Origin of the sequence: Billgrantia sulfidoxydans (genome assembly GCF_017868775.1) — a bacterium.
Taxonomy (GTDB): Bacteria; Pseudomonadota; Gammaproteobacteria; order Pseudomonadales; family Halomonadaceae; genus Halomonas; species Halomonas sulfidoxydans.
This window is the reverse complement of the sequence record NZ_CP053381.1, coordinates 1,201,266-1,223,427: the sequence shown is the minus strand read 5'-3', so window position 1 is coordinate 1,223,427 and position 22,162 is coordinate 1,201,266. Positions and strand designations below refer to the sequence as shown.

18 protein-coding genes and 1 pseudogene are annotated in these 22,162 nt (G+C 67.3%); 6 read left to right on the top strand and 13 right to left on the bottom strand.

Annotated features, from left to right (window positions below; genetic code table 11):
• Window positions 1-2: 2 nt before the first annotated feature.
• From HNO51_RS05800 to HNO51_RS05780, 5 genes are read right to left on the bottom strand one after another with little or no spacing between them, the layout of a single operon-like run.
• Window positions 3-1,748, bottom strand: coding sequence for an IlvD/Edd family dehydratase (locus tag HNO51_RS05800; RefSeq protein ID WP_209538727.1), 1,746 nt, complete (start codon window positions 1,746-1,748; stop codon window positions 3-5).
• Window positions 1,749-1,772: 24 nt separating this feature from the next.
• A complete protein-coding gene (gene araH, locus HNO51_RS05795; protein ID WP_197450100.1) occupies window positions 1,773-2,783 on the bottom strand; it encodes an L-arabinose ABC transporter permease AraH in 1,011 nt (336 codons plus the stop codon).
• A gap of 56 nt (window positions 2,784-2,839) precedes the next feature.
• The gene (gene araG / locus HNO51_RS05790; protein ID WP_197450099.1) at window positions 2,840-4,333 is read right to left on the bottom strand and encodes an L-arabinose ABC transporter ATP-binding protein AraG; all 1,494 of its coding nucleotides are present in this window, start codon (window positions 4,331-4,333) and stop codon (window positions 2,840-2,842) included.
• Window positions 4,334-4,365: 32 nt separating this feature from the next.
• Window positions 4,366-5,358, bottom strand: coding sequence for an arabinose ABC transporter substrate-binding protein (locus HNO51_RS05785; RefSeq protein ID WP_209538726.1), 993 nt, complete (start codon window positions 5,356-5,358; stop codon window positions 4,366-4,368).
• A 54-nt stretch (window positions 5,359-5,412) separates the two neighbouring features.
• Entirely contained in the window at window positions 5,413-6,642 is a 1,230-nt protein-coding gene (locus tag HNO51_RS05780) for an aldose epimerase family protein (RefSeq protein WP_209538725.1), read from the bottom strand.
• Between the two features lie 156 nt (window positions 6,643-6,798).
• On the opposite strand from HNO51_RS05780, the gene HNO51_RS05775 reads away from it, so the two are divergent.
• Complete coding sequence (locus HNO51_RS05775) at window positions 6,799-7,755, top strand: LysR substrate-binding domain-containing protein (protein ID WP_209538724.1); 957 nt, start codon at window positions 6,799-6,801, stop codon at window positions 7,753-7,755.
• A 1-nt stretch (window position 7,756) separates the two neighbouring features.
• Here the strand turns inward: HNO51_RS05775 and HNO51_RS05770 are convergent, their stop codons facing one another.
• A complete protein-coding gene (locus tag HNO51_RS05770; RefSeq protein ID WP_209538723.1) occupies window positions 7,757-8,683 on the bottom strand; it encodes a Gfo/Idh/MocA family protein in 927 nt (308 codons plus the stop codon).
• A 136-nt stretch (window positions 8,684-8,819) separates the two neighbouring features.
• Between HNO51_RS05770 and HNO51_RS05765 the strand changes: the two genes are divergently transcribed.
• From HNO51_RS05765 to HNO51_RS05745, 5 genes are all read left to right on the top strand, one after another.
• Complete coding sequence (locus tag HNO51_RS05765) at window positions 8,820-9,848, top strand: TRAP transporter substrate-binding protein (protein ID WP_209538722.1); 1,029 nt, start codon at window positions 8,820-8,822, stop codon at window positions 9,846-9,848.
• A 67-nt stretch (window positions 9,849-9,915) separates the two neighbouring features.
• Window positions 9,916-10,512: a TRAP transporter small permease subunit gene (locus HNO51_RS05760; protein WP_197450093.1), complete on the top strand. Its 597-nt coding sequence runs from the start codon at window positions 9,916-9,918 to the stop codon at window positions 10,510-10,512.
• A complete protein-coding gene (locus HNO51_RS05755) occupies window positions 10,512-11,813 on the top strand; it encodes a TRAP transporter large permease (protein WP_209538721.1) in 1,302 nt (433 codons plus the stop codon). The genes HNO51_RS05760 and HNO51_RS05755 overlap by 1 nt, the downstream gene beginning before the upstream one ends.
• Before the next feature lie 28 nt (window positions 11,814-11,841).
• Complete coding sequence (araD1, locus tag HNO51_RS05750; protein WP_209538720.1) at window positions 11,842-12,828, top strand: AraD1 family protein; 987 nt, start codon at window positions 11,842-11,844, stop codon at window positions 12,826-12,828.
• A 17-nt stretch (window positions 12,829-12,845) separates the two neighbouring features.
• Complete coding sequence (locus tag HNO51_RS05745) at window positions 12,846-14,423, top strand: aldehyde dehydrogenase (NADP(+)) (protein ID WP_209538719.1); 1,578 nt, start codon at window positions 12,846-12,848, stop codon at window positions 14,421-14,423.
• A 22-nt stretch (window positions 14,424-14,445) separates the two neighbouring features.
• Here HNO51_RS05745 and HNO51_RS05740 read toward each other — a convergent pair.
• From HNO51_RS05740 to HNO51_RS05710, 7 genes and pseudogenes are all read right to left on the bottom strand, one after another.
• A pseudogene (locus HNO51_RS05740) lies at window positions 14,446-14,901 on the bottom strand (type III PLP-dependent enzyme domain-containing protein); the annotation flags it as partial.
• Between the two features lie 103 nt (window positions 14,902-15,004).
• Window positions 15,005-16,183 (bottom strand): mannonate dehydratase, encoded by a 1,179-nt coding sequence (gene uxuA, locus HNO51_RS05735; protein ID WP_209538718.1) that lies wholly within the window; start codon window positions 16,181-16,183, stop codon window positions 15,005-15,007.
• 16 nt (window positions 16,184-16,199) lie between these two features.
• Window positions 16,200-17,675, bottom strand: coding sequence for a mannitol dehydrogenase family protein (locus HNO51_RS05730; RefSeq protein WP_209538717.1), 1,476 nt, complete (start codon window positions 17,673-17,675; stop codon window positions 16,200-16,202).
• A gap of 11 nt (window positions 17,676-17,686) precedes the next feature.
• On the bottom strand, window positions 17,687-18,898 hold the full coding sequence (gene manD, locus HNO51_RS05725; protein WP_209538716.1) for a D-mannonate dehydratase ManD: 1,212 nt from the start codon (window positions 18,896-18,898) through the stop codon (window positions 17,687-17,689).
• A gap of 32 nt (window positions 18,899-18,930) precedes the next feature.
• Complete coding sequence (gene uxaC / locus HNO51_RS05720; protein ID WP_209538715.1) at window positions 18,931-20,352, bottom strand: glucuronate isomerase; 1,422 nt, start codon at window positions 20,350-20,352, stop codon at window positions 18,931-18,933.
• A 31-nt stretch (window positions 20,353-20,383) separates the two neighbouring features.
• Window positions 20,384-21,673 carry a TRAP transporter large permease gene (locus HNO51_RS05715; protein ID WP_197450085.1) on the bottom strand — a complete coding sequence of 430 codons (1,290 nt, stop codon included), beginning with the start codon at window positions 21,671-21,673 and terminating at the stop codon, window positions 20,384-20,386.
• Entirely contained in the window at window positions 21,670-22,161 is a 492-nt protein-coding gene (locus HNO51_RS05710) for a TRAP transporter small permease (protein WP_197450084.1), read from the bottom strand. Before HNO51_RS05710 ends, HNO51_RS05715 begins: the two co-directional genes overlap by 4 nt.
• Window position 22,162 lies beyond the last annotated feature (1 nt).

Sequence of the window (22,162 nt, the reverse complement as noted above, 5' to 3'; positions counted from 1 at the left end):
GCTCAATGGGAATGCCTTGGCACTTCGGCCCCGCGCGAGCCGCGCAGGAAGTCGAAGTCGCAGCCCTCGTCGGCCTGCAGCACCCGCTCGATATAGAGCTGGCGATAACCGCCGTCGCTGGCGATCCGGCGCGACTCGGCGGTAGGGTCGCGCTGGGCCAGGCGCGCCTCGAGTTCGGCATCGTCGATCTCCAGGTGCAGCGTGCCGGCATCGCAGTCGAGCGCGATCCAGTCACCGTCGCGCACCGCAGCGAGCGGCCCGCCGGCGGCGGATTCGGGGGCCACGTGCAGCACCACGGTGCCGTAGGCGGTGCCGCTCATGCGCGCGTCGGAGATGCGCACCATGTCGGTCACACCCTGTTCGAGCAGCTTCGCCGGCAGGCCCATGTTGCCGACCTCGGCCATGCCGTGATAGCCGCGCGGCCCACAGTTCTTCATTACCAGCACGCTGCTGGCATCGACCTCCAGCTCGGGGTCGTTGATGCGCGCCTTGTAGTCGTCGAAATCCTCGAACACCACCGCCCGGCCGCGATGGGTCATCAGCTCGGGGCTCGCCGCCGAGGGCTTGAGCACCGCCCCGCGCGGCGCCAGGTTGCCGCGCAGCACGCACATGCCGCCATCCTCGCGCAGGGGCTTGTCCAGCGGGCGGATGACCTCGTCGCTGTAGAGCGGGGCGTCCTTGACGTTGTCCCACAATGTCCGGCCGTTGACCGTCAGCGCCTTCTTGTGCGGCAGGCGGTCGGCCTCGCCCAGCCGGCGCAGCACCGCGGGCAGCCCGCCGGCGTAGTAGAACTCCTCCATCAGGAAGCGCCCCGAGGGCTGCAGGTCGACGATGGTCGGCGTGCCGCGGCCGACGCGGCTCCAGTCGTCGAGGTCGAGCTCGACGCCGATGCGTCCGGCGATCGCCTTGAGGTGAATCACGGCGTTGGTCGAGCCGCCGATGGCGGCATTGGTGCGAATGGCGTTTTCGAAGGCCTGTCTGGTGAGGACCTTCGACAGCCGCAGGTCTTCATGGACCATCTCGACGATGCGATTGCCGGAGAGGTGCGCCAGCACGTAGCGCCGCGAATCCACCGCGGGGATCGCCGCGTTGTGCGGCAACGAGGTGCCCAGGGATTCCGCCATGCAGGCCATGGTCGAGGCCGTACCCATGGTGTTGCAGGTGCCCGCCGAGCGCGACATGCCGGCCTCGGCGGCCATGAACTCGTGGATCGAGATCTTGCCCGCCTTGACCTGCTCGGAGAGTTGCCAGACCACGGTACCCGAACCGATATCCTTGCCCTCGTGCTTGCCGTTGAGCATCGGCCCGCCGCTGACCACGATGGTAGGGATGTCGCAGCTCGCCGCCCCCATCAACAGCGCCGGCGTGGTCTTGTCGCAGCCCACCAGCAGCACCACCGCATCCAGCGGGTTGCCGCGGATCGACTCCTCCACGTCCATGCTGGCCAGGTTGCGGGTGAACATCGCCGTGGGCCGCAGCAGCGACTCGCCGTTGGAAAACACCGGGAACTCCACCGGGTAGCCGCCCGCTTCCAGCACCCCCTTCTTGACGTGCTCGGCCAGCTTGCGGAAATGCGCATTGCAGGGCGTGAGCTCCGACCAGGTGTTGCAGATGCCGATGATCGGCTTGCCCTGGAACTCATGGTCCGGAATGCCCTGGTTCTTCATCCAGCTGCGGTACATGAAGCCGTTCTTGTCGGCGGTGCCGAACCACTGGGCGCTGCGCAAGGGACGCTTGCGGTCGGTCATACGAGGTCTCCTGAAACCGAAGGATCATGCACGCTGACGTCGGGTCTGCTTCCAGCGGTCGAACATCACCGCCAGCAGCAGGATCGCGCCGCGTACCAGGTACTGATAGAAGGTGGGAACGTTGAGCAGGCCCATGGCGTTCTGCACGCAGCCCATGATCAACACACCCACCAGCACGCCGGTGATGGTGGCCACGCCGCCGGAGAGAGCCACGCCGCCCAGCACGCAGGCAGAAATGACGGCCAGCTCCAGGCCCATCGAGGTATTGGGATCGCCGAGCCCCATGCGCGAGGTGAGCAGCACGCCGGCGATGCCCGCCACCACGCCCTGCAGGCCGAAGACGATGACCTTGAGCCGGCGCACGTTGACCCCGGCCAGCGCCGCCGCCTCGGGGTTGCCGCCGGTGGCCAGCACGTTGCGCCCGAAGGCGGTCATGTTGAGCAGCACGCCGAAGATCACGAAGCAGGCGATCATGGTCCACACCGGCAGCGTCAGGCCGAGGAAGGAGGCGCTGCCGAGGTCGAAGAACTCGGGTACGGTGATCATCACCGCATCGCCACCGGAGGTGATGTAGGCCAGGCCGCGCACGAACTCCATGGCGGCAAGCGTGGCGATCAACGAGTTGATGCCGAACTTCGCCACCACGAAGCCGTTGAAGGCGCCCACCGCGCCCCCGGCGAGCACGCCGCCGAGCACGCCGATCGTCACGCTGCCGGAGGTCGAGGTGACCACGGCGGCAACGACGCCGGCGAAAGCGACGATGGAGGCCACCGAGAGATCGACCTCACCCAGCGCCAGCACCATCATCATGGTGGTGGCGATGGTGCCGATCAGGGTGATGGAGAGCAGCAGGCCCACCATGTTGCGCCCGGTGAGGAAGCCCGGGATGAATACGGCCAGCGCCACGAACAGGATCACGAAGATGGCGATCAGGCCGGAGGTGTCGAGCAGGGTGCGCAGGGGCTTGGGCAGGCCCCGGCGCGGGGGCGCCGCCGTCGTGCCGGCATCAGCCCCGGTGAGTTTTTGGGTTGTCATGTCATGTCCCTCGGATGGCTCTTGTCGAAGTACTTACGATGTCCGTGGCGATCGGCTCAAGCGGGCAGCGCCAGCCCCAGCAGGCGCTCCTGGGTGGCCTCCCGGCGCGGCACGATGTCGATCAGCGCGCCGTCGCGCATCACGCCGATGCGGTCGCAGATGGAGCTCACTTCGGCCAGGTCGCTGGAGATCACGATCACGCTCTTGCCCTGCTCGGCCAGCTCGTAGAGCAGGGTGTAGATGTCGCGGCGAGCCCCGACGTCGATGCCGCGGGTCGGCTCGTCGACCACGAACAGGTCGATCTTCTCGGCCAGCCAGCGCGCCAGGATCACCTTCTGCTGGTTGCCGCCGGAGAGCGTGCCGATGGGCGTGCGCGGCCCCGGCGTCTTGATGCTCAGCCGCCGGATATACGCCTCGGCGTTGGCACGCTCGCGCCGCGGGTCGCGCAGCAGCCCCCAGCGCTTGAAGAAGCGCCGGCAGCTGATGTTGAGGTTGTCGGCCACGCTGGCCACCGGAAAGATGCCCTGCGACTTGCGATCCTCGGGGCACATGGCGATGCCCTGGCGAATGGCTTCGCCGGTACTGGCGAAGCGGCGCGCCACTCCCTGGAAGCGCACTTCGCCCGCCCTGGCGGTCTCGGCGCCGCACACCAGCCGCATCAGTTCGCTGCGCCCGGCCCCTACCAGGCCGAACAGGCCGAACACCTCGCCGCGCTTCACCTCGAAGCTGATCGGCGCCTTGAGCCCCCGGCCTTCGATGGCGTCGATCTCCAGCACCACCTCGCCCTGCTCGCGCTCGCGGTAGCCGTAGACGTCCTCGATATCGCGACCGACCATCTCGCTGACCAGGGTGTCGTGATCGAGCGCGTCGAGGCTGTCGTGGGTGCGGATGTGCCTGCCGTCACGGAACACGGTGACCGCATCGCACATCTTGAAGACCTCCTCCATGCGGTGGGTGACGTAGAGCACCACCCGGCCCTCGTCGCGCAGCCGGGCGACGATGCGCTCGAGCTGACGCGTCTCCTGCACCGACAGGCTGCTGGTCGGCTCGTCGAAGGCGATGATGCGGGCATCGCGCAGCAGCGCACGGCCGATCTCGATCATCTGCTGCTGGCCGATGGAGAGGTCGCGCACCTTGGTCGAGGGGTGAATGCCACCTTCGCCGAGTTCCTCGAGGATGCGCATCGCCCGATCGCGCAGCCGCCGCCGGTCGATGAAGCCGAGGCTGGCCGGCAGCTGGCCGAGCAGCAGGTTCTCGGCCACCGACATGTTGGGCGCCAGCGTCAGCTCCTGATAGATGATGGCGATGCCCTGGCCGAGCGCCTCGCGGGCATTGGCGAACACATGGCGCTCGCCGTCGATCCACAGCGCTCCTTCGCTGGCACGGTTGACGCCGCTGAGCACCTTGAGCAGCGTCGACTTGCCGGCGCCGTTCTCGCCCATCAGTGCATGAACCTGGCCGGCATGGACCCCGAAGCTGACCTGGTCGAGCGCGCGCACGCCGGGGAAGACCACGCTGATGCCGTCGAAGCGGAGAAAGGGTTCCGTCATGGTGCACTCCCGGTCATCGTGATCCGTCACGTTCACAGCCCGAGTTCGGCGCGCACATCCTGCCAGTTGTCGCGCGTCATCAGGGTGCCGGAGGTTTCGGTGTTGGCCGGCGGCTCCTCGCCCTCGGTGATCCAGCGATAGAGATTCTCCGCGGTTTGCTGCCCATGCTGGGTGGAACTCACCGCCACCGTGCCGTGGAAGCCGGTCGGATTGCTGCGCGAGAACTCGGCGAAGGCCGCGCCGGAACCGTTGATGCCCACGCCGATCACGTCTTCGGGAGCCAGGCCGTACTGCTCGGTGGCGCGCACGCCGCCCAGCACGCTCTCCTCGTTGAGGGCGTAGATGATCCAGTGCTCGAAGTCCCCGCGCTGGGAGATCACCGGCGAAGCGGCCGAGAAGGCGCTGCTGGTATCGGTGTTCTGCTGGGGCGCGTCGAAGATGTTGTCTTCCGGGAACCCCCACTCCAGCAGCACGTCGGTGGCACCGTCGGTGCGCTCCTTGGCGGTGGGCAACTCGTAGTTGGTGATGCGCAGCGCGGCGACCTCCTGCGGGTCCCAGCCGCGCGCCTCCATCTCGGCGGCCAGCGCCTCGCCGACCTGCTGGCCAATCTTGTAGCCGGACATGCCCAGGTGCGGCACTTCCTCCATGGGCTCGCCGTCGCCGCCCACGAAGCGGTCGTCCACCGTCACTACCTTCATGCCATACTGCTCGGCGCGGTTCATGATGGCCGGCCCCAGGCGCACGTCGGGCGGGCAGATGACGAAGCCCTGGGCGCCCTGGGAGTTGAGGTTGTCGATGGCGCTGAGCACCTCCTGGCCGTCCTCGCCGCCCAGCCGGACGACGCGGAAGCCCAGCTCCTCGCCCACCTGGGTCGCCGCTTCCTGCTCGTTGATGAACCAGGCCTGCTCGGGTTTCTTGACGATGAAGCCGATACGTACGTCATCCTGCGCCTGGACAGCGCCCAGTGCGGTGAGTGTCAGAGCGCCACCCAGCGCCAAACGGGAAAGTGTGGTTGCGATTGGCATGTCGTCCTCCTGGAGTCTCTACGGGGTGTTGTTGTTGGTGTTCGAACTCATGCCTCACGAGTCCGGGGTCTCCTGGGCGGAGAATCGATAGATCGTGCGCGAGCGATAGGTCTCCCCCGGCTCGAGAACAGTGCTGGGAAAAGCTTCCTGATTGGGCGAGTCGGGGAAGTGCTGGGTCTCCAGCGCGAACCCCGAGCGATGCTCGTAGGCCTGCCCCTTTTTGCCCGTCAGGTCGCCGGCGAGGAAATTGCCCGAGTAGAACTGGATGCCCGGCTCGGTGGTGAGAATCTCCAGCAGCCGTCCGCTGTCCGGCTCCCAGACCCTGGCGGCCAGCACGGGCTCACTGGAAGAAGCGCCCTGCTCGGCGAGCACGAAGTTGTGGTCGTACCCCTTGCCGAACGCCAGCTGCTCGTTGTCCTGCCCGATGCGCTCGCCGATCGGCGTCGGCTGGGTGAAGTCGAACGGTGTGCCTTCGACCGAGCGGATTTCGCCGGTGGGGATCAGCGTGTCGTCCACCGGGGTAAAGGCGTCGGCGTTGATCATCAGCCGGTGGTCGAGAATGCTGTCGCCGCCCTCTCCCTCGAGATTGAAGTAGCTGTGCTGGGTGAGGTTGACCGGCGTCGCCTTGTCGGTCGTGGCCCGGTAGTCGATGATCAACTCGTCGGCGTCGGTCAGGGTGTAGGTCACCTCCGTCTCGAGCCTGCCCGGATAGCCCTCCTCGCCGTCCTCGCTGGTATAGCGAAGTGTCAGGCCGGCACCTTCGTTGCTCTCGAACGGCTCGGCCTGCCATAGCACCCTGTCGAACCCCTGCTGGCCACCGTGCAGATGGTTGGCCCCGTCGTTGGTCGCCAGGGAGTGGGTTTCGCCGTCGAGAGAGAACTGGCCACCGGCGATGCGGTTGCCGTAGCGGCCGATCAGCGCGCCGAAGTAGGGATTGGCCTGACGATAAGTATCGGAGAGATACTCCTCCAGCGAATCGAAGCCCAGCACGATATCGTCGAAGTCGCCGTCGACATCCGGCGTCTTCAGCGAAAGGATGATGCCGCCATAGTTGATGACACGCATCTCGATGCCATTGGCGTTGGTCATGCGGTAAACGTCGACCTGGCGGCCGTCGGGCAGCTGGCCGAACGATGACTTGTCGAGGCTACGCGAGGTGGTGCCGTTGGTCGTCGACTCGGCGCTGCCATGGGCCTCGGCCACGCCCAGCATCAGCATGACGGCGCCGGCACTCAGCAACAGGGGCGAACCGGCACCGCGCATCGAGGCGTAGGTGAGTGACATGATCTGTCTCCTTGATCTTGGAATTGTTGTTGTCGGTACGACATGTCGTCGCGGATACCGTCGCTACAGTAGACAGCCATGACATAACCAACCAATATGCAGTGGTCGATAAATCGATATCAAAATTATTATTTCCAGAAGAGGCGGAGGGGCGCCATGCGCACGCTGGGTGACGACTGGTTCCTGCAAGCACGACTAAAGTTGCGCCATCTCCAGCTCTTTCTGGCCCTCGACGAGCAGCGCAACCTGCATCGCGCGGCATCACAGCTGGGCATCAGCCAGCCGGCGGCCTCGAAGCTGCTGGGCGATATCGAGGCCCAACTGGGCGTCAAGCTGTTCGACCGTCATCCACGTGGGCTCGAGCCGAACTGGTACGGAGAGGTCATGGTCCGGCATGCCCAGGCCATGCTCTCTGAGCTGCATAACACCGGCGAGGAACTCAATGCCCTGTTCGAAGGCAATGCCGGCAAGGTGGCCATCGGCACGGTGATGGCGCCGGCGGTGACGCTGCTGGCCAGCGCCATCGAGCGGGTGCACCGAAGCCACCCCAGGCTCAAGGTCAGCGTCGAGGTCGACGTCAGCAAGCGGCTGGTGCCGCGGCTGCTGGAAGGGGAACTCGATTTCGCCATTACCCGGATACCGGCCGGCTTCTCGTCCGAGCCGTTCGTGTTCGAGGAGATCGGCGAGGAGGAGATCTGCTTCGTGTGTCGCGAAGGACACCCGCTCTCGGGAGCCGATCCGCTGACGCTAGCGGCCATGGCCGCCTACCCGTGGGCGCTACAGCCCCAGGGGGCGCTGATGCGCCAGCGGGTCGACGCGCTGTTTCTCCACTGTGCCGTCGAGCCGCCAGCACAGGTCGTCGATACCACCGACATCCTGGTGGCGCTGGCGTTGATCGATCGCTCGGACACGATCACCGCCACCACGCGTCAGGTGGCCGACCTGCTGTGCGCCCCGACGCGCTTTCGCATCCTGCCTTTCCACCAGCGGCTCAGCGTGCAGCCATTCGGCCTGGTGAGCCTGAGACGACGCCGGCCCTCCCCGGGGGCGGCAACGCTGATGGGCATGGTGCGTGAACTGGTGGCTCATCAGCGCCAGCAGGGGCTTATCTAGTTCACTCGATAAAGGGCTCGGTCGGCTCGCGCCAGGCGGCGAGGCAGGCATCCGCCACGTGCCGCAGCGGGGCCAGGTCCACGTCGCTGCGTCGCTGCCGGATCAGTTCGGCGAAGCGGGCGTAGAGGCCCGGATACTCACGCTCCTCGGCGTCGAGCAGGCACTGGCCGTCGAGCTCCAGCCGGCAGCCGCCCCGCAGCAGGCTGAGCCGCCCCGCCTCGGTCTCGACGTGTATGCTCCAGATCGGCGGGCTCGGCTGGCGGAAATCGAAGTCGGCTACGATCGGCGTGCCCTCGGTATCGCCGAAGGTCAGCGCCGCGGCGATCGGCGCCTGGCAGTTGCTTGGCACCCACAGCCGCGCCTCGCGCAGGAAGAAGGCGCGAGGCAGGATCTCGGTGATGATCGACAGTGCGTTGATCCCTGGGTCGAACACCCCCATGCCGGCCGGCTCCCAGATCCACGCCTGACCGGGATGCCACACCCGCACGTCTTCGCGCCAGTCGATCTCGACCCGCCTTATACGGCGATCCCGCAACCAGTCGCGCGCCTGCTCCACGCCCGGGGCAAAGCGCGAATGCCAGGCGGCGAACAGGGTGCAACCCTGCCGCTCGGCCAGCTCGACCAGATCCTCCACCTCGCTCAGGGTCGCCCCGGGCGGCTTCTCCAGCAGCACGCTCCTGCCCTGTTCCAGGGCGAGGCGCGCCTGGGAGTAGCGCAGGTGCGTCGGCGTGCAGATGGCCACTGCTTCCAGTTCGGGATGCGCCTCGAGCATTTCACCCAAGGCGGTGTAGCCGGGTACCGGCGCGTGGCGGGCGTGGGGATCCGCGGTCGCCACCAGCTCGTAACCCCGGCTCCCGGCCAGCGCCGGCAGGTGCTGGTCGCGGGCGATCTTGCCCACCCCGACCAGGCCGATCTTGATGCTTTGCATTGCCAAATCCTTTGGTTCATGACGAGAAATTCGTTCACGCCAGTGTAGATGACACGACTAAAGTTTATGTTGAACATGGATTCTATATGTTCAACATATAAGCGGCCCACCACAACAAACAACCCCTGGAGCCCGTATGTCTCATTTCACATCTCGCCTTTCGCACGCCGGCATCGTTGGCTCGGCTCTGCTGCTGGGTCTCTCTACGGCTCATGCCGCCGAATACGAATGGTCCTTCCAGGCCTCGGAGACCTCCGGCGAGCCCAGCTTCAAGATCAAGCAGGAGTGGGCCGAACGTATCTCCCGCATGACCGATGGACGTATCGAGATCGAGGTCATGCCGATCAACGCCGTGGTCGGCCCCACCGAGACCCTGGATGCGGTGAGTTCCGGCATCCTGCAGGGCCATATGACCGACCCCAGCTACTTCTCGGGCCAGGACCCGGCGTTCGGCATGCTGGGCAACCTGGTCGGCGCCTGGCAGAACCCCTACGACTTCCTCGAATACATGAAGCACGGCGGCGGCGAGGAGCTCTACAACGAGCTGGTCGAGCCCTACGGCGTGCACCTGATCGGTGCGGCCACCTTCCCGCTCGAGTCGGTGCCCTCCACCGTGCCGATCGAGACGCTCGATGACTTCGAGGGCCTCAAGATCCGCGCCCCGCAGGGCATGGTATACAACGTCTTCGAGCGCATCGGGGCCAGCCCCGTCAACCTGCCCGGCTCCGAAGTCTATACCGCGCTGGAGAAGAAGGTCATCGACGCCGCCGACTCCACCGTGCTCTCCAACAACGACGCCATGGGCCTGCACGCCTTCGCCCCCTACCCGCTGTACCCGGGGTTCCATTCGATGCCGATGATCGCCGTGTCGATCAACAAGCAGATCTGGGACGACCTGCCCGAGGACCTGCAGGCGACTCTCGAGACCGCCTTCGACGGCATGGCCTACGACCTGATCGCCCGGCTCAAGGCCCAGGACATCGAGACCCTGCAACGCCTGCAGGAGGACCCGGACGTCCATCCCTTCGACCTGCCCGCCGAAGAGCGTCGCAAGTTCAGTGCCGCCGCGGAACAGGAATGGCAGGAGTGGGCCGGCGAGAACGAGATGACGCAGAAGATCTACGACTCGGCCACCGCCTTCCTGCGCTCGCGCAACCTGCTCTGACCCAAGCACCGGCAACCGACGCGGGCCGCCAGCTTCTGGCGGCCCGCAACGCCTATCGAGACTCGCCATGTCGCAGCCACAACATGACCCCAAGCCCCTGCCCGAACAGGAACTCGCCGACATCGTGGAGCAGGTCGAGGACGCCTCGCCCGAGCGCAATGCCCTCGACCGCCTGGTATCGCGGGGCGCACGGGGCGCCGCCTGGATGATCCTGCTGGCCATGGCCATCAGCGTGGTCGAGGTCTTCCTGCGCTATGGATTCGGCTCCCCCACCTCCTGGGTGCACGAAAGCGTGGTGTTCCTGATCGCCATCAGCTTCGCCCTGGGCGGCCCCGCCGCCTTGGCGCGCAACAGCCACATTCGGGTCAGGGTCCTCTACGACAACGTCGGCCCCCGTCTCAGGGGCTGGATGGATCGCTTCAACGACCTGGTGACCCTGGGCTTCTGTCTGGCCATGAGCTATGCCGCCTTCACCATGTTCTGGAAAGCCTCGCATAACCCGCTCGGCGAGTGGCGCCTCGAGCGCTCCGGCACCTCGTGGAACCCGCCCTTTCCGGCCCTGGTCAAGGGCGCGATCCTGTTCGCCCTGGCCCTGATGACGCTGCAGGCGCTGCTGCACCTGGCCCAGTCGTTGCGGGCCCGCCCCGGTCGGGAGGTGCGCTGATGGACATCTCGACCGCGACCCTGCTGATGGTCGGCGCCATCTTCGCGTTGCTGGTGACCGGCCTGCCGCTGGCTTTCATCACCGGCCTGGTGGCAATGGCCTTCACCTTCGGCTGGTTCGGCGAGACCGCCCTGCCGCTGGTCACCAGCCGGGTCTACGGCTTCATCACCGAATACTCGCTGGTGGCGGTGCCGATGTTCGTGCTGATGGCGTCGCTGCTCGACCGTTCCGGCATCGCCAAGGACCTGTTCAACGCCATGCGCGTGTTCGCCGGCCGCCTGCCCGGCGGCGTGGCGGTGCAGACCATCGTGGTGGCGTTCTTCCTGGCGGCGCTCTCGGGCATCATCGGCGGCGAGATCGTGCTGCTGGGCATCCTGGCGCTGCCGCAGATGCTGCGCCTGGGCTACGACAAGCGCCTGTCGATCGGCGTGGTATGCGCCGGCGGCGCGCTGGGTACCATGATGCCGCCGTCGATCGTGCTGATCATCTACGGCCTGATCGCCAGCGTTTCCATCGCCGAGCTGTTCACCGCCGCCGTCACTCCCGCCGTGATCCTGATGGGCTCCTATATCGCCTACGTGCTGGTGCGCTGCCTCAAGAACCCCGACATGGGGCCGCCGCTGACCGAAGAGAGCCAGGACAACCCCTTCGACAACAGGCTCGACGCCGCCAAGGCGATCCTGCTCCCCGGGCTGATCGCCTTCCTGGTGCTCGGCACCATCTACGGCGGCATCGCCTCGGTCACCGAGGCGGCGGCCATGGGCGTGTTCGGCGTGATGCTGGCGATCGTGGTGCGCCGGGAATTCTCGCTGGCCATGCTGCACCACAGCCTGGGCCAGACGCTGAATACCTGCGGCATGATCATCTGGATCGGCATCGGCGCCGCCGCTTTGGTCGGGGTCTACAATCTGATGGGCGGCAACCGCTTCGTCTCGGGCCTGATCCTCGGCCTCGAAGTGGCGCCGATCGTCGTCATCCTGGTAATGATGGGCATCATGTTGGTGCTCGGCCTGTTCCTCGACTGGATCGGCATCGCCATGCTGGCCCTGCCGATATTCCTGCCCATCGTCACCGAGCTGGGCTTCGATCCGATCTGGTTCGGCATCCTGTTCGCCGTGAACATGCAGGTCTCGTTCCTGTCACCACCGTTCGGCCCGGCAGCGTTCTATCTCAAGAGCGTGGCCCCCCCGGAAGTCTCTCTCAAGGACATCTACCTTTCGGTATTGCCGTTCATGCTCATCCAGCTCTGCGTGCTGGCCGCCCTGCTGCTGTGGCCACAGTTGGCGATCTGGCCGCTCTGAACATCGTCCAACACGAGGAAACCGCCATATGCGCCTGATGCAATGCGAGTACCAAGGCCAGGCCCGTGCCGCCCGGGTCGAGAGCGACCGTGAGGTTCGCCTGCTCGACGTTGACACCTATACGCTGTCCCGCCGCGCCATCGCCGCGGGACAGTCGCTGGCCGACGCCGTCGAGGCAGCACTGACCGAGACCCGCCTCGACTACCAGCGACTGGTCGACGAGAAACGCCTGCTGCCGCCGCTGACCCATCCCGACCCGGCCCACTGCCTGGTCACCGGCACCGGCCTCACCCACCTGGGCAGTGCCGATACGCGCTCGGCCATGCACGCCAAGACCCAGGTCAGTGAGGCCGAGCTCACCGACTCCATGCGCATGTTCAAGCTCGGCGTGGAGGGCGGCAAACCACAGGCCGGTGGCGTCGGCGCCCAGCCGGAGTGGTTCTACAAGGGCGACGGCAGCTGCGTCGTCGCCCCCGAGGCGGAAATGCCCGTGCCGCCCTTCGCCGAGGACGCCGGCGAGGAGCCGGAGCTGGCCGGGCTCTATGTGATCGGCGACGACGGCGCTCCCTGGCGGGTCGGCTACGCCATCGGAAACGAGTTCTCCGACCACGTGACCGAGCGCTTCAACTACCTGTGGCTGGCCCACTCCAAGCTGCGCGCCTGCAGCTTCGGCCCGGAACTTTTGGTCGGTGAGTTGCCCAAGCATCTGGAAGGCACCAGCCGAATCGTGCGCGGCAGCGACACCCTGTGGGAAAAGCCCTTCCTCACCGGCGAGGCCAACATGGCCCATAGCCTGGCCAACCTGGAGCACCACCATTTCAAGTACCCGGGCTTCCGCCGCCCCGGCGACGTGCACGTGCACTTCTTCGGCACCGCCACCCTGAGCTTCGCCGACGGTATCCAGACCCGGGATGGCGACCGCTTCGAGATCGCACTGAGCGAATTCGGCCGCCCCCTGCGCAATCCACTACGCTTCGAGGCAGACAAGCCAACCATCGAAGTGAAATCGCTCTGAGCAGCAAGGAGTTCGTTATGCCCCTGGAAGGCAAGATGCTGATCGGCCGCGAGGCCGCAAGCGGCAGTTCCACGCCCATCCACGCCGTCAATCCCGCCACCGGCGAGCGCCTGGAGCCCACCTACGTCGGCGGCACCCGGCCCGAGGTCGAGCGCGCCTGTGAGCTGGCCGAGGCGGCCTTCACCACCTACCGAGAGACGACGCTCGAAGCGCGCGCCGCCTTTCTCGAGACGGCGGCCTCCGAGATCGAGGCCATCGGCGACGAGCTGATCGAACGCGCCATCGCCGAGACCGGCCTGCCCCGGGCGCGGCTCGAGGGCGAGCGCGGCCGCACCTGCGGCCAGCTGCGCCTGTTCGCTTCCGTGGTGCGCGCCGGCGAGTGGCTCGACCTGCGCCTCGACCCGGCCCTGCCCGAGCGCGAGCCGATGCCCCGCGCCGACCTGCGCCAGCGCCACATTCCGCTGGGCCCCGTCGCCGTGTTCGGCGCCAGTAACTTCCCGCTGGCCTTCTCCGTGGCCGGTGGCGACACCGCCTCGGCCCTGGCCGCCGGCTGTCCGGTGATCGTCAAGGGCCACTCCGCCCACCCCGGCACCTCCGAGCTGGTCGGCCGTGCGGTACAGAAGGCCGTCGAGAAGCGCGACCTGCCGGAAGGCGTGTTCTCGCTGCTGTTCGGTTCGGGCCGCGAGATCGGCCAGGCGCTGGTCAGTGACCCGCGCATCCAGGCGGTGGGCTTCACCGGCTCCCGCGGCGGCGGCACGGCCTTGATGAAGACGGCACAGGCCCGCCCCCAGCCGATCCCGGTCTACGCCGAGATGAGCTCGATCAACCCGGTGTTCCTGCTGCCGGAAGCCCTCAAGGCGCGCGGCGACAAGATCGCCGAGGGCTTCGTCGCCTCGCTCAACATGGGCGCCGGGCAGTTCTGCACCAACCCGGGCCTGGTCATCGCGGTGAAGGGCCCCGAGCTTTCCGCCTTCGTCGAGGCCGCGGGCGATGCCGTGAAGGCCAGCGCTGCCCAGACCATGCTCACTCCGGGTATTCATGACGCCTATCAGCAGGGCGTGGGCCGGCTTTCGTGCAACGGTAAGGTCAGGGAAGTCGCCCGCGGCCAGGTGGGCGAATCGGCCCACCCGTGCCAGGCGGGGCTTTACGTCACCGCGGCCGGGGACTTCCTCGCGGATACCGAGCTGCAGGAGGAGGTGTTCGGCGCCACCTCGCTGGTGATCGAATGCGCCGATCAGCACGAGATGCGCCAGGTCGCCTCCCAGCTCGAAGGCCAGCTCACCGCCACCCTGCAGATGGACGACGCCGACCTGGACGCGGCGAAGGCGCTGCTGCCGATCCTCGAGCGCAAGGCGGGGCGGATCCTGGCCAACGGCTGGCCGACCGGGGTCGAGGTCTGCCACGCCATGGTCCACGGCGGGCCCTACCCGGCGACCTCCGACTCGCGCACCACCTCGGTGGGCAGCGCGGCGATCTTCCGCTTCCTGCGCCCGGTATGCTACCAGGCGCTGCCGCAGGGGCTCTTGCCCGAGGTGCTGCGTGACGGCAACCCCTGGGGGGTGTCTCGGTTGGTCGATGGCAAACGCGAGGCATGAGAAACGCAGCGTCCCAAGGCGGCTAGAAGCAGGTTGCCAGGCTGTCCTGGACCTCCAGCGCCTCGTTCACCAGCAGCAGGTGACGCCACTTGTCGAAGGTGAGGCATGGATGGGAGGCGCCGAAGGCAACGATATCGCCCACGGCGATATCGTCGGCGTCTCCGGGCAGGTGCACGAAGGTGTGCTGGTCCATCAGCTTGGCCACCTGCCACCCCGTCACGGAGAGCGTTGCGTCCGGCGCGCCCCCTTCGCGGTAGCGACGCAGGGGCACCGGCAGCTGGTCGTGGCCGATGTCACGCTTGCCCAGGGCAACGATCGCCAGGCCCGGCTCGGGCAGCGATTGCACCTGGGCGAAGACTTCCAATGCCGGCTCGAGCCCGTGGTGCAGATCGGGGCGCCGCATCAGCACATCGCGCTGGGCCTCGCGGTAGAGGCCGTGATCGTGTACCACATAGCAGCCCGGGCGCAGCACCGGCACGTCGGCAGGCCAGGTCGCCGCTCCCGGCCAGTAAAACGCTCCTCCATATGACAAGGCCCACCGGCTGCTGCTCGGTGGGCCTTGTCGTTTCACCCGGTAGGCTTCAGCTCGTCAACTGCCTTACTGCCAGCTCCACGCCGCGCAGCTCAGCGAGCCCCTTCATGCGCCCGTAGAGCGGATAGCCGGGGCGGGTGTCGCGGCGCTGGTCGTCGAGAATATGGTGGCCATGATCCGGCCGCAGCGGCAGGCGCGGCCCACCCTCTCGCTCGCGGCGCCGCTCCTCCTCCACCAGGGCGGCGATCACTGCCACCATGTCGACGTCGCCGCCGAGGTGATGCGCCTCGTGGAAGGTGCGCGGATCGGCGGCCTCGCGCCGAGTCGAGCGCAGGTGGGCGAAGTAGATGCGCGGGCCGAAGCGGCGCGCCATGGCGGCCAGGTCAATGTCCTCGCGCACACCATAGGAGCCGGTGCACAGCGTCAGGCCATTGGCCTCGCTCGGTGCGGCATCGAGCAGCCACTGGGCGTCCTCGGGGGTGGAGACCACCCGCGGCAGGCCGAACAGCGGACGCGGCGGGTCGTCCGGGTGGATGGCGAGCCGAACGCCGGCTTCCTCGGCGACCGGCACGATGGCACGCAGGAAATGGCCGAGATTTTCACGCAGGCGCTCGGCATCAATGCCGTCGTACTCGGCCAGCACCTCGCGGAACCGTGCCAGGGTGTAGTGTTCCTCGGCCCCGGGCAGGCCGGCAATGACATTGTTGACCAGTCGCTGGCGCGACACCTCGTCCAGCCCCTCCAGGTAGCGCCTGGCCTCAGCTTGTTCGGCCTCACTGTATTCCGCCTTGGTGCCACGCCGCCCAAGCAGGAAGAGGTCGAAGGCAGCCAGCGCAGCCTGGTCGAAGCGCAGCGCCAGGCCGCCGTCCGGCAGGCGCCAGGCGAGATCGGTGCGGGTCCAGTCGAGCACCGGCATGAAGTTGTAGCAGACGGTGTCGATGCCGCAGTCGCCCAGGTGGCGCAGGGTCTCCTGGTAGGCGGCGATGTAACGCTCGCGTTCGGGCGTGCCCTGCTTGATCGCCTCGTGCACCGGCACGCTCTCGACCACCGACCACGAGAGCCCCGCGGCCTCGATCGTTGCCTTGCGCTCGGCGATGGCCTCGAGCGGCCAGGCCGTGCCGTTGGGTATCTCGTGCAGCGCCGTGACGATGCCGGTGGCACCGGTCTGGCGAATCTCGTCGAGGGTGATCGGATCGTTGGGGCCGAACCAGCGCCAGGTATGTTCCATGACGAACCTCTCGCTATCAGGTGGGTGCATCGAGCCGCGCAAGCGCGGCGTCGAGACCAAGCGTCGTCAGGCAGCGGTAGGCCGACACCACCTCCGCCGCGAAGCCGGCGTGCTCGGCCAACGCCGGGGGTACCACGGCATCGAATTCGAGGAAGGCCAGCACCAGACTCTCATGATCCTCGCCATGGGCTTCGTGCAGCAAGGCGAACGTGCCCGCCATGGGATCGTCAACGGCATGGACATTGCCGTGCAGATCGCTTCCGGCGGTGTAGCGAATCCACGCCGCTACGCCCAGTGCCGTACAAGGCACCTCGCCTCCCGCTTCTAGCCTGGCCAGGGCGCCGTGCAGCCAGCGCTGGGGCAGCTTCTGCGAGCCATCCATGGCGATCTGCTGCAGGCGATGGCGCAGGCTGTCGTTGGCGAAGCGGTAAAGGAGTTGCTCGGCATAGCGCTCCAGGTCGGTGCCGGCAGGCATCGCCAGGGTCGGCGCCGCCTCACGCAGCATGTAGCGATGCAGCAGCGCCACCAGGTCGTCGCGACTCACCGCATCGAAGACGGTCTCGATATCGTCCAGCGCCCCCAGGTAAGCCAGCAGCGAATGGCTGCCGTTGAGCATACGCAGCTTCATGGTCTCGAACGGCGCCACGTCGGCGACCATCTCCACGCCCTCGGCCTCCCAGGCCGGTCGGCCGAGGGGGAAGTCGTCCTCCACCACCCATTGCGAGAACGCCTCGCCCACCACGGCGCTGGGGTCGTCGACGCCCAGCTCGGCCAGGCGGGCGAAGTCGGCCTCGGTCATGGCCGGTACGATGCGGTCGACCATGCTGCATGGGAACGCCACCTCGCGCTCGATCCAGGCGGCCAGCTCGCCGTCGCGACAGGCGGCAAGTTGCACCGCCGCCGCCCGTGTGCGCTGGCCGTTGTTGGGCATGTTGTCGCAGCACAGTACCGTGAATGGAGGGATTCCCGCTTCACGTCGCCGAGCCAACACCTCGACCAAGATGCCCGGTGCGCTGCGCGGTGCCTGGGGATGCTCGATATCGTGGGCGATGAGCGGGTCGTCGCGCAGCAAGGCGCCCTCGGCGGGGCTCAGGAAGTAGCCCTTCTCGGTCACCGTCAGGGTGACGAGTCGCGTGTCGGGCGACGCCAGGCGCGCCAGCAGCGCCGCGAGGTCGCGCCCCCACTGGCCCGAAGGGTCCCGGCCAGTGAACAGGGCCTCCTCGATCACGCCGATCTCGCGCAGGGTGACATGGTCGCGGTCGGCGTATTCGGCGACATGGTAGTGATAGTCGGCGTCGCGCAGGGCATCCACCAGCGCCACGCCGCCGCGCAGGTTGGCGCTGCTCACGCCCCAGGCACCATCGCCGCTGCGCTGGCGATAGCGCTCGAGGTAGACCGCCTGATGAGCGCGGTGGAAAGCACCGAGCCCCAGGTGGACGATGCCGATATGCCCGGTCGGCTCGGCGGCGGGTAGGCGGGTCACGTCTGGCATGAGCTGACTCCTCACCAGTGCCACAGGGTGCCGTCCTCCAGCCGGTTGACCGGCAGGCTGGCGCGCTTGTAGGGGTACTGCTTGGCCAGGGTCTCGTCGATGTCGACGCCGTGCCCCGGCGCCTCGCCGACCAGGAAGTGGCCATCCTCGAAGCGGTAGTCGTGGAGGAAGACGGCGTCGGTCTCCGGCGTGTGGGGCATGTGCTCCTGGATGCCGAAGTTGGGCACCCAGGTGTCGAAATGGACCGCCGCGCCCAGGCACACCGGCGACAGGTCCGTCGGTCCGTGGAAGCCGGTACGCACGTGGTAGAGCCCGGCCAGGTCGGCGATGCGCCGCAGGTGGGTGATGCCGCCGCCATGCGTGAGGGGCGTGCGGATGTAGTCGATCCACTGGTTCTCGATCAGCTCGCGGTAGTCGTGGATCGAGTTGAACACCTCCCCCACCGCCAGCGGTGTGGTGGTGTGCTGGCGAATCAGGCGGAAGCTCTCCTGGTTCTCCGCCGGCACGCAGTCCTCGAGCCAGAACAGGTGATAGGGCTCTACCGCCTTGCCCAGGCGCGCCGCCTCGATGGGCGTGAGGCGATGATGCACGTCGTGCAGCACGTGCAGCTCGTCGCCGAAGCGCTCGCGCACCGCGGCGAACAGCTTGGGCACGTGGTTGAGGTATTTCTCGGTACTCCACACGTGCTCGGCGGGAAGCTCGGCGTCCGCCGGCTCGTAGCGCTCGCCCTCGCGCTTGGCCACGCCGTAGATGGTGGGAATGCCGGGCACCCCGGCCTGCACCCGCACGGCGCGATAGCCGAGCTTGACGTGTTTCTCGACCTCGGCGAGGCAGCCCTCGATGTCGCGTCCGGTGCAGTGGGCGTAGGTCATCACCCGCTCGCGGCTCTTGCCGCCGAGGAGCTGGTAGAGCGGCATGCCCGCCGCCTTGGCCTTGATGTCCCACAGCGCCAGGTCCACCGCCGACACCGCCGCCATGGTCACCGGCCCCCGGCGCCAGTAGGCCCCGCGGTAGAGGTAGTGCCAGATATCCTCGATGCGGCTGGCGTCGCGCCCGATCAGGGCGGGGATCACGTGCTCCTCGAGATAGGCCACCACGGCCATCTCGCGGCCGTTGAGGGTAGCGTCGCCGATGCCGTAGGTACCCGACTCGGTAACGATCTTGAGGGTGACGAAGTTGCGCCCCGGCGAGGTGACGATCACATAGGCGTCGCTGATTTTCATGAGTGTTCCATCGCTCTGATATGGAAGAATTCCTATCGCTCGAAGAGGTAGCGCTGCACGTTGTCGTAGCACACCGCCCGCACCAGCTCGCCGATGCGGTCGAGATCGTTCGGCAACTCGCCGCGCTGGATCTGCGCGCCGAGCATCTGGCAGAAGATGCGGCGGAAGTAGTCGTGACGGGAGAAGGACAGCAGGCTGCGCGAATCGGTGAGCATGCCGACGAAGTGGCGCAGCAGGCCGAAGTTCATCTGGGTGACGAGCTGGCGCTCGATGCCGTCACGCTGGTCGTTGAACCACCAGGCGGCACCGAACTGCAGCTTGCCGGGGATACCGTCGCTGGCGAACGAGCCGACCAGGCTTGCCAGCATCTCGTTGTCGCGGGGGTTGAGGTTGTAGACCACGGTGCGCGGCAGTGCCCGCTCGCGGTCCAGCGCATCGAGAATCGCCGCCAGCGGTTCGGCGTAGGTGACGTCGCCGATGGCGTCGAAGCCGCTGTTGGCGCCGATCTCGGCCAGACCGCGCTGGCTCAGGCTACGCAGCGCGCCGAGGTGCAGCTGCATCACCCAGCCGCGGCGGGCGTACTCGCGTCCCAGCCACAGCAGCAGCGCGGTGGTGAAGGCGGCATTCTCGTCGCCAGAGAGGGTTCTGCCCTGGCGGCGGCGCTCGATCATCCGGTCGAGTTCGGCCGTGCTCGGCGGGGAAACGAACACTGGCTTCTCCAGGCTGTGATCGGAGAGGCAGCAGCCGTGGGCGGCGAAGTGCTCGAGGCGCTGATACAGGGCCGCCAGCAGATCGTCGTAGCCGCGGATAGCCACGCCGCTGGCACGCTCCAGCTCGCCGAGATAGTCGGCGAAGCCGGGTGCTTCGATCTTGAGCACGGCGTCGGCGCGGAAGGTCGGCAGCATGGCGGGCATCGTCCCGCTCTCGACATGCCGCCGGTGCAGGCCGAGATCGTCCACCGGGTCGTCGGTGGTACATACGGTGCGCACGTGGAAGCGCTCGAGGATGCCTTGGGCGCTCAGCTGTGGCATCGCCAGCCGCTCGCGTGCGGTGGTCCAGATCTCCTCGGCGGTAGCCGGCGAGAGCAGCGTGTTCTCGATGCCCAGCGGGTGGCGCAGCTCCAGGTGGGTCCAGTGGTAGAGCGGATTGCCGAGGCAGTCCGGCACCGTTTCGGCCCAGGCCTGGAAGCGCTCGCGGTCGCTCGCTTCACCGGTGATGCGCCGCTCGTCGATGCCGGCGATGCGCATCGCCCGCCACTTGTAGTGATCGCCCTTGAGCCACAGCTCGGTGAGGTTGTCGAAGCGAACGTCGCCGGCGATCTCTTCCGGGCTCAGGTGCGAGTGGTAATCGCAGATCGGCATGGCCGCGGCATGCTCGTGGTAGAGCCGGCGCGCCGGCTCGTTCTCGAGCAGGAAATCGGGGCCCATGAAGGCGATCTTGTCGGAGTGAGTCATAGAATCCTCCATGATTGACGCGCGGCCAGCCTCAGCCCATCAGCAGGTTGGGCAGGAACAGCACGATGTCGGGGAAGAAGATGATGCCCAGTACCACCACGAACACCGCCAGGGCGAAGGGCACCAGCTCGCGGCTGTAGTCGAAGAAGGAGCAGCGCAGGATGCCGCATACGGTGTACATCGAGATGCCCACCGGTGGGGTCATGCCACCGAAGGTCACCAGGGTCATCATCAGCAGCCCGAAGTGCACCGGATCGACCCCGGCCGCCTTGACCACCGGCACCAGGATCGGCGTCAGCAGCATCACCACCACGGTGGCCTCGAGCAGCATGCCGAGCAGCACCAGCAGCACGGCCAGGGTGAGCAGCAGCGTGGCGTGGCTGGAGAACACGCCCAGCGTCAGCTCGGCAATGGTCTGCGGCACCCGCTCGAAGGAGACCACGTAGCCGATGATTCCCGAGAACATGATGATCAGCATGATCATGCCGATGTCGCGCACGCTGGCGTGCATCGCCGCGAGGATCTCGCGCCATCCCATCTCGCGATGGATCACGCAGCCCACCAGCAGCGCATAGGCCACGGCGAAGGCCCCCGCCTCGGTGGGCGTGAACAGGCCATAGCGGATGCCCACCAGCAGCCACACCGGGAACAGCAACGCCCAGAGGCTGCTGCGTGCGGCCGAGAGCACCTCGCGGCCGGCAGGCAGCCCCTCGCGTACCGGCGTGTAGCCGCGCCGCCGGGCCACGAAGTAGGTGGTCACCATCAGCGCCACCATCAGCAGGAAGCCGGGCACCACGCCGGCGATGAACAGCCGCCCGATGGAGACCTCGCCCAGATAGCCATAGAGGATCAGGCCGATGCTCGGCGGGATGGTGGCGGTGACGAGCCCGCCGATGGAGAGCACCGCCCCGGTGAAGCCCGGGCTGTAGCCCTGCTGCACCATGCCCTGCCCCAGCACCCGCGACTGCATGGCAGCATCGGCCACCGCCGAGCCCGACACCCCGCCCATCAGCGTGCTGAGCACGATGCTGGCCTGGGCCAGGCCGCCGCTCATCCAGCCGGCCAGCAGCGTGGAGAGCCGCATCAGCCGCGGGGTGATACCGCTGGCGTTCATCAGATGGCCGATGAAGATGAACAGCGGCACCGCCAGCAGCGGAAAGGATTGCGTCGCCGAGACGATACGCTGCGGCCCGATATTGGTCGGCAGGAAAGTCTCGGGCAGGAAGAAGTAGGTGAACCCGGCGATACCGATGGCGAAGGCCACGGGCATGCCGATGGCCATCAGCACCAGGCCAAGGCCCAACAGCAGTGCGGCCGTCATAGTGTCTCCTCCACGACATCGTCTTCCGGCATCAGGCTCGCCACGATGCCCTTGGCCACGATGCGCCGCACGAGCGAGACGATCATCAGCGCAGCACCCACCGGCAGCGCCAGGGTGATGTAGCCATAGCTCAGCCCGGCCACGCCCATTGGTCGCTGCCAGTTGGACAGCGCCAGGGGAAAGCCGTACCACACGAGCAAAGCCAGGAAGCCCAGCATCAGCGCCAGGCACAGCCCCGTGACCAGGCGCTGCAGCGGCAGCGGCAGGCGCACCGTCAGGGCGTCGATGCGTACCTGTCCCCCGTGGCGCAAGGTGATGTCGGCACCCAGCACGGCAGTCCAGATGAACAGCAGTTGGGCCAGCTCGGCGCCGCCGGCGAAGGGCTGGCCGATGGCGCGCGCCGTCGAGCTCGCCAGCAGGGTCAGCGAAGTGCCACCCAGCAGCGCGACGGCAAGCCACGCCTCGAATCGGTCGTACCAGTACCACATA

Excerpts from the sequence above, each read along its gene's own strand:
- HNO51_RS05710 (WP_197450084.1), bottom strand. The coding sequence starts at position 22,161 with ATGTGGTACTGGTACGACCGATTCGAGGCGTGGCTTGCCGTCGCGCTG.
- HNO51_RS05770 (WP_209538723.1), bottom strand. The coding sequence starts at position 8,683 with ATGCAAAGCATCAAGATCGGCCTGGTCGGGGTGGGCAAGATCGCCCGC.
- araD1 (WP_209538720.1), top strand. The coding sequence starts at position 11,842 with ATGCGCCTGATGCAATGCGAGTACCAAGGCCAGGCCCGTGCCGCCCGG.
- uxaC (WP_209538715.1), bottom strand. The coding sequence starts at position 20,352 with ATGACTCACTCCGACAAGATCGCCTTCATGGGCCCCGATTTCCTGCTC.
- HNO51_RS05755 (WP_209538721.1), top strand. The coding sequence starts at position 10,512 with ATGGACATCTCGACCGCGACCCTGCTGATGGTCGGCGCCATCTTCGCG.
- HNO51_RS05800 (WP_209538727.1), bottom strand. The coding sequence starts at position 1,748 with ATGACCGACCGCAAGCGTCCCTTGCGCAGCGCCCAGTGGTTCGGCACC.
- HNO51_RS05785 (WP_209538726.1), bottom strand. The coding sequence starts at position 5,358 with ATGCCAATCGCAACCACACTTTCCCGTTTGGCGCTGGGTGGCGCTCTG.
- araH (WP_197450100.1), bottom strand. The coding sequence starts at position 2,783 with ATGACAACCCAAAAACTCACCGGGGCTGATGCCGGCACGACGGCGGCG.
- HNO51_RS05775 (WP_209538724.1), top strand. The coding sequence starts at position 6,799 with ATGCGCACGCTGGGTGACGACTGGTTCCTGCAAGCACGACTAAAGTTG.
- HNO51_RS05760 (WP_197450093.1), top strand. The coding sequence starts at position 9,916 with ATGTCGCAGCCACAACATGACCCCAAGCCCCTGCCCGAACAGGAACTC.
- araG (WP_197450099.1), bottom strand. The coding sequence starts at position 4,333 with ATGACGGAACCCTTTCTCCGCTTCGACGGCATCAGCGTGGTCTTCCCC.
- HNO51_RS05765 (WP_209538722.1), top strand. The coding sequence starts at position 8,820 with ATGTCTCATTTCACATCTCGCCTTTCGCACGCCGGCATCGTTGGCTCG.
- HNO51_RS05745 (WP_209538719.1), top strand. The coding sequence starts at position 12,846 with ATGCCCCTGGAAGGCAAGATGCTGATCGGCCGCGAGGCCGCAAGCGGC.
- HNO51_RS05780 (WP_209538725.1), bottom strand. The coding sequence starts at position 6,642 with ATGTCACTCACCTACGCCTCGATGCGCGGTGCCGGTTCGCCCCTGTTG.
- uxuA (WP_209538718.1), bottom strand. The coding sequence starts at position 16,183 with ATGGAACATACCTGGCGCTGGTTCGGCCCCAACGATCCGATCACCCTC.
- manD (WP_209538716.1), bottom strand. The coding sequence starts at position 18,898 with ATGAAAATCAGCGACGCCTATGTGATCGTCACCTCGCCGGGGCGCAAC.
- HNO51_RS05715 (WP_197450085.1), bottom strand. The coding sequence starts at position 21,673 with ATGACGGCCGCACTGCTGTTGGGCCTTGGCCTGGTGCTGATGGCCATC.
- HNO51_RS05730 (WP_209538717.1), bottom strand. The coding sequence starts at position 17,675 with ATGCCAGACGTGACCCGCCTACCCGCCGCCGAGCCGACCGGGCATATC.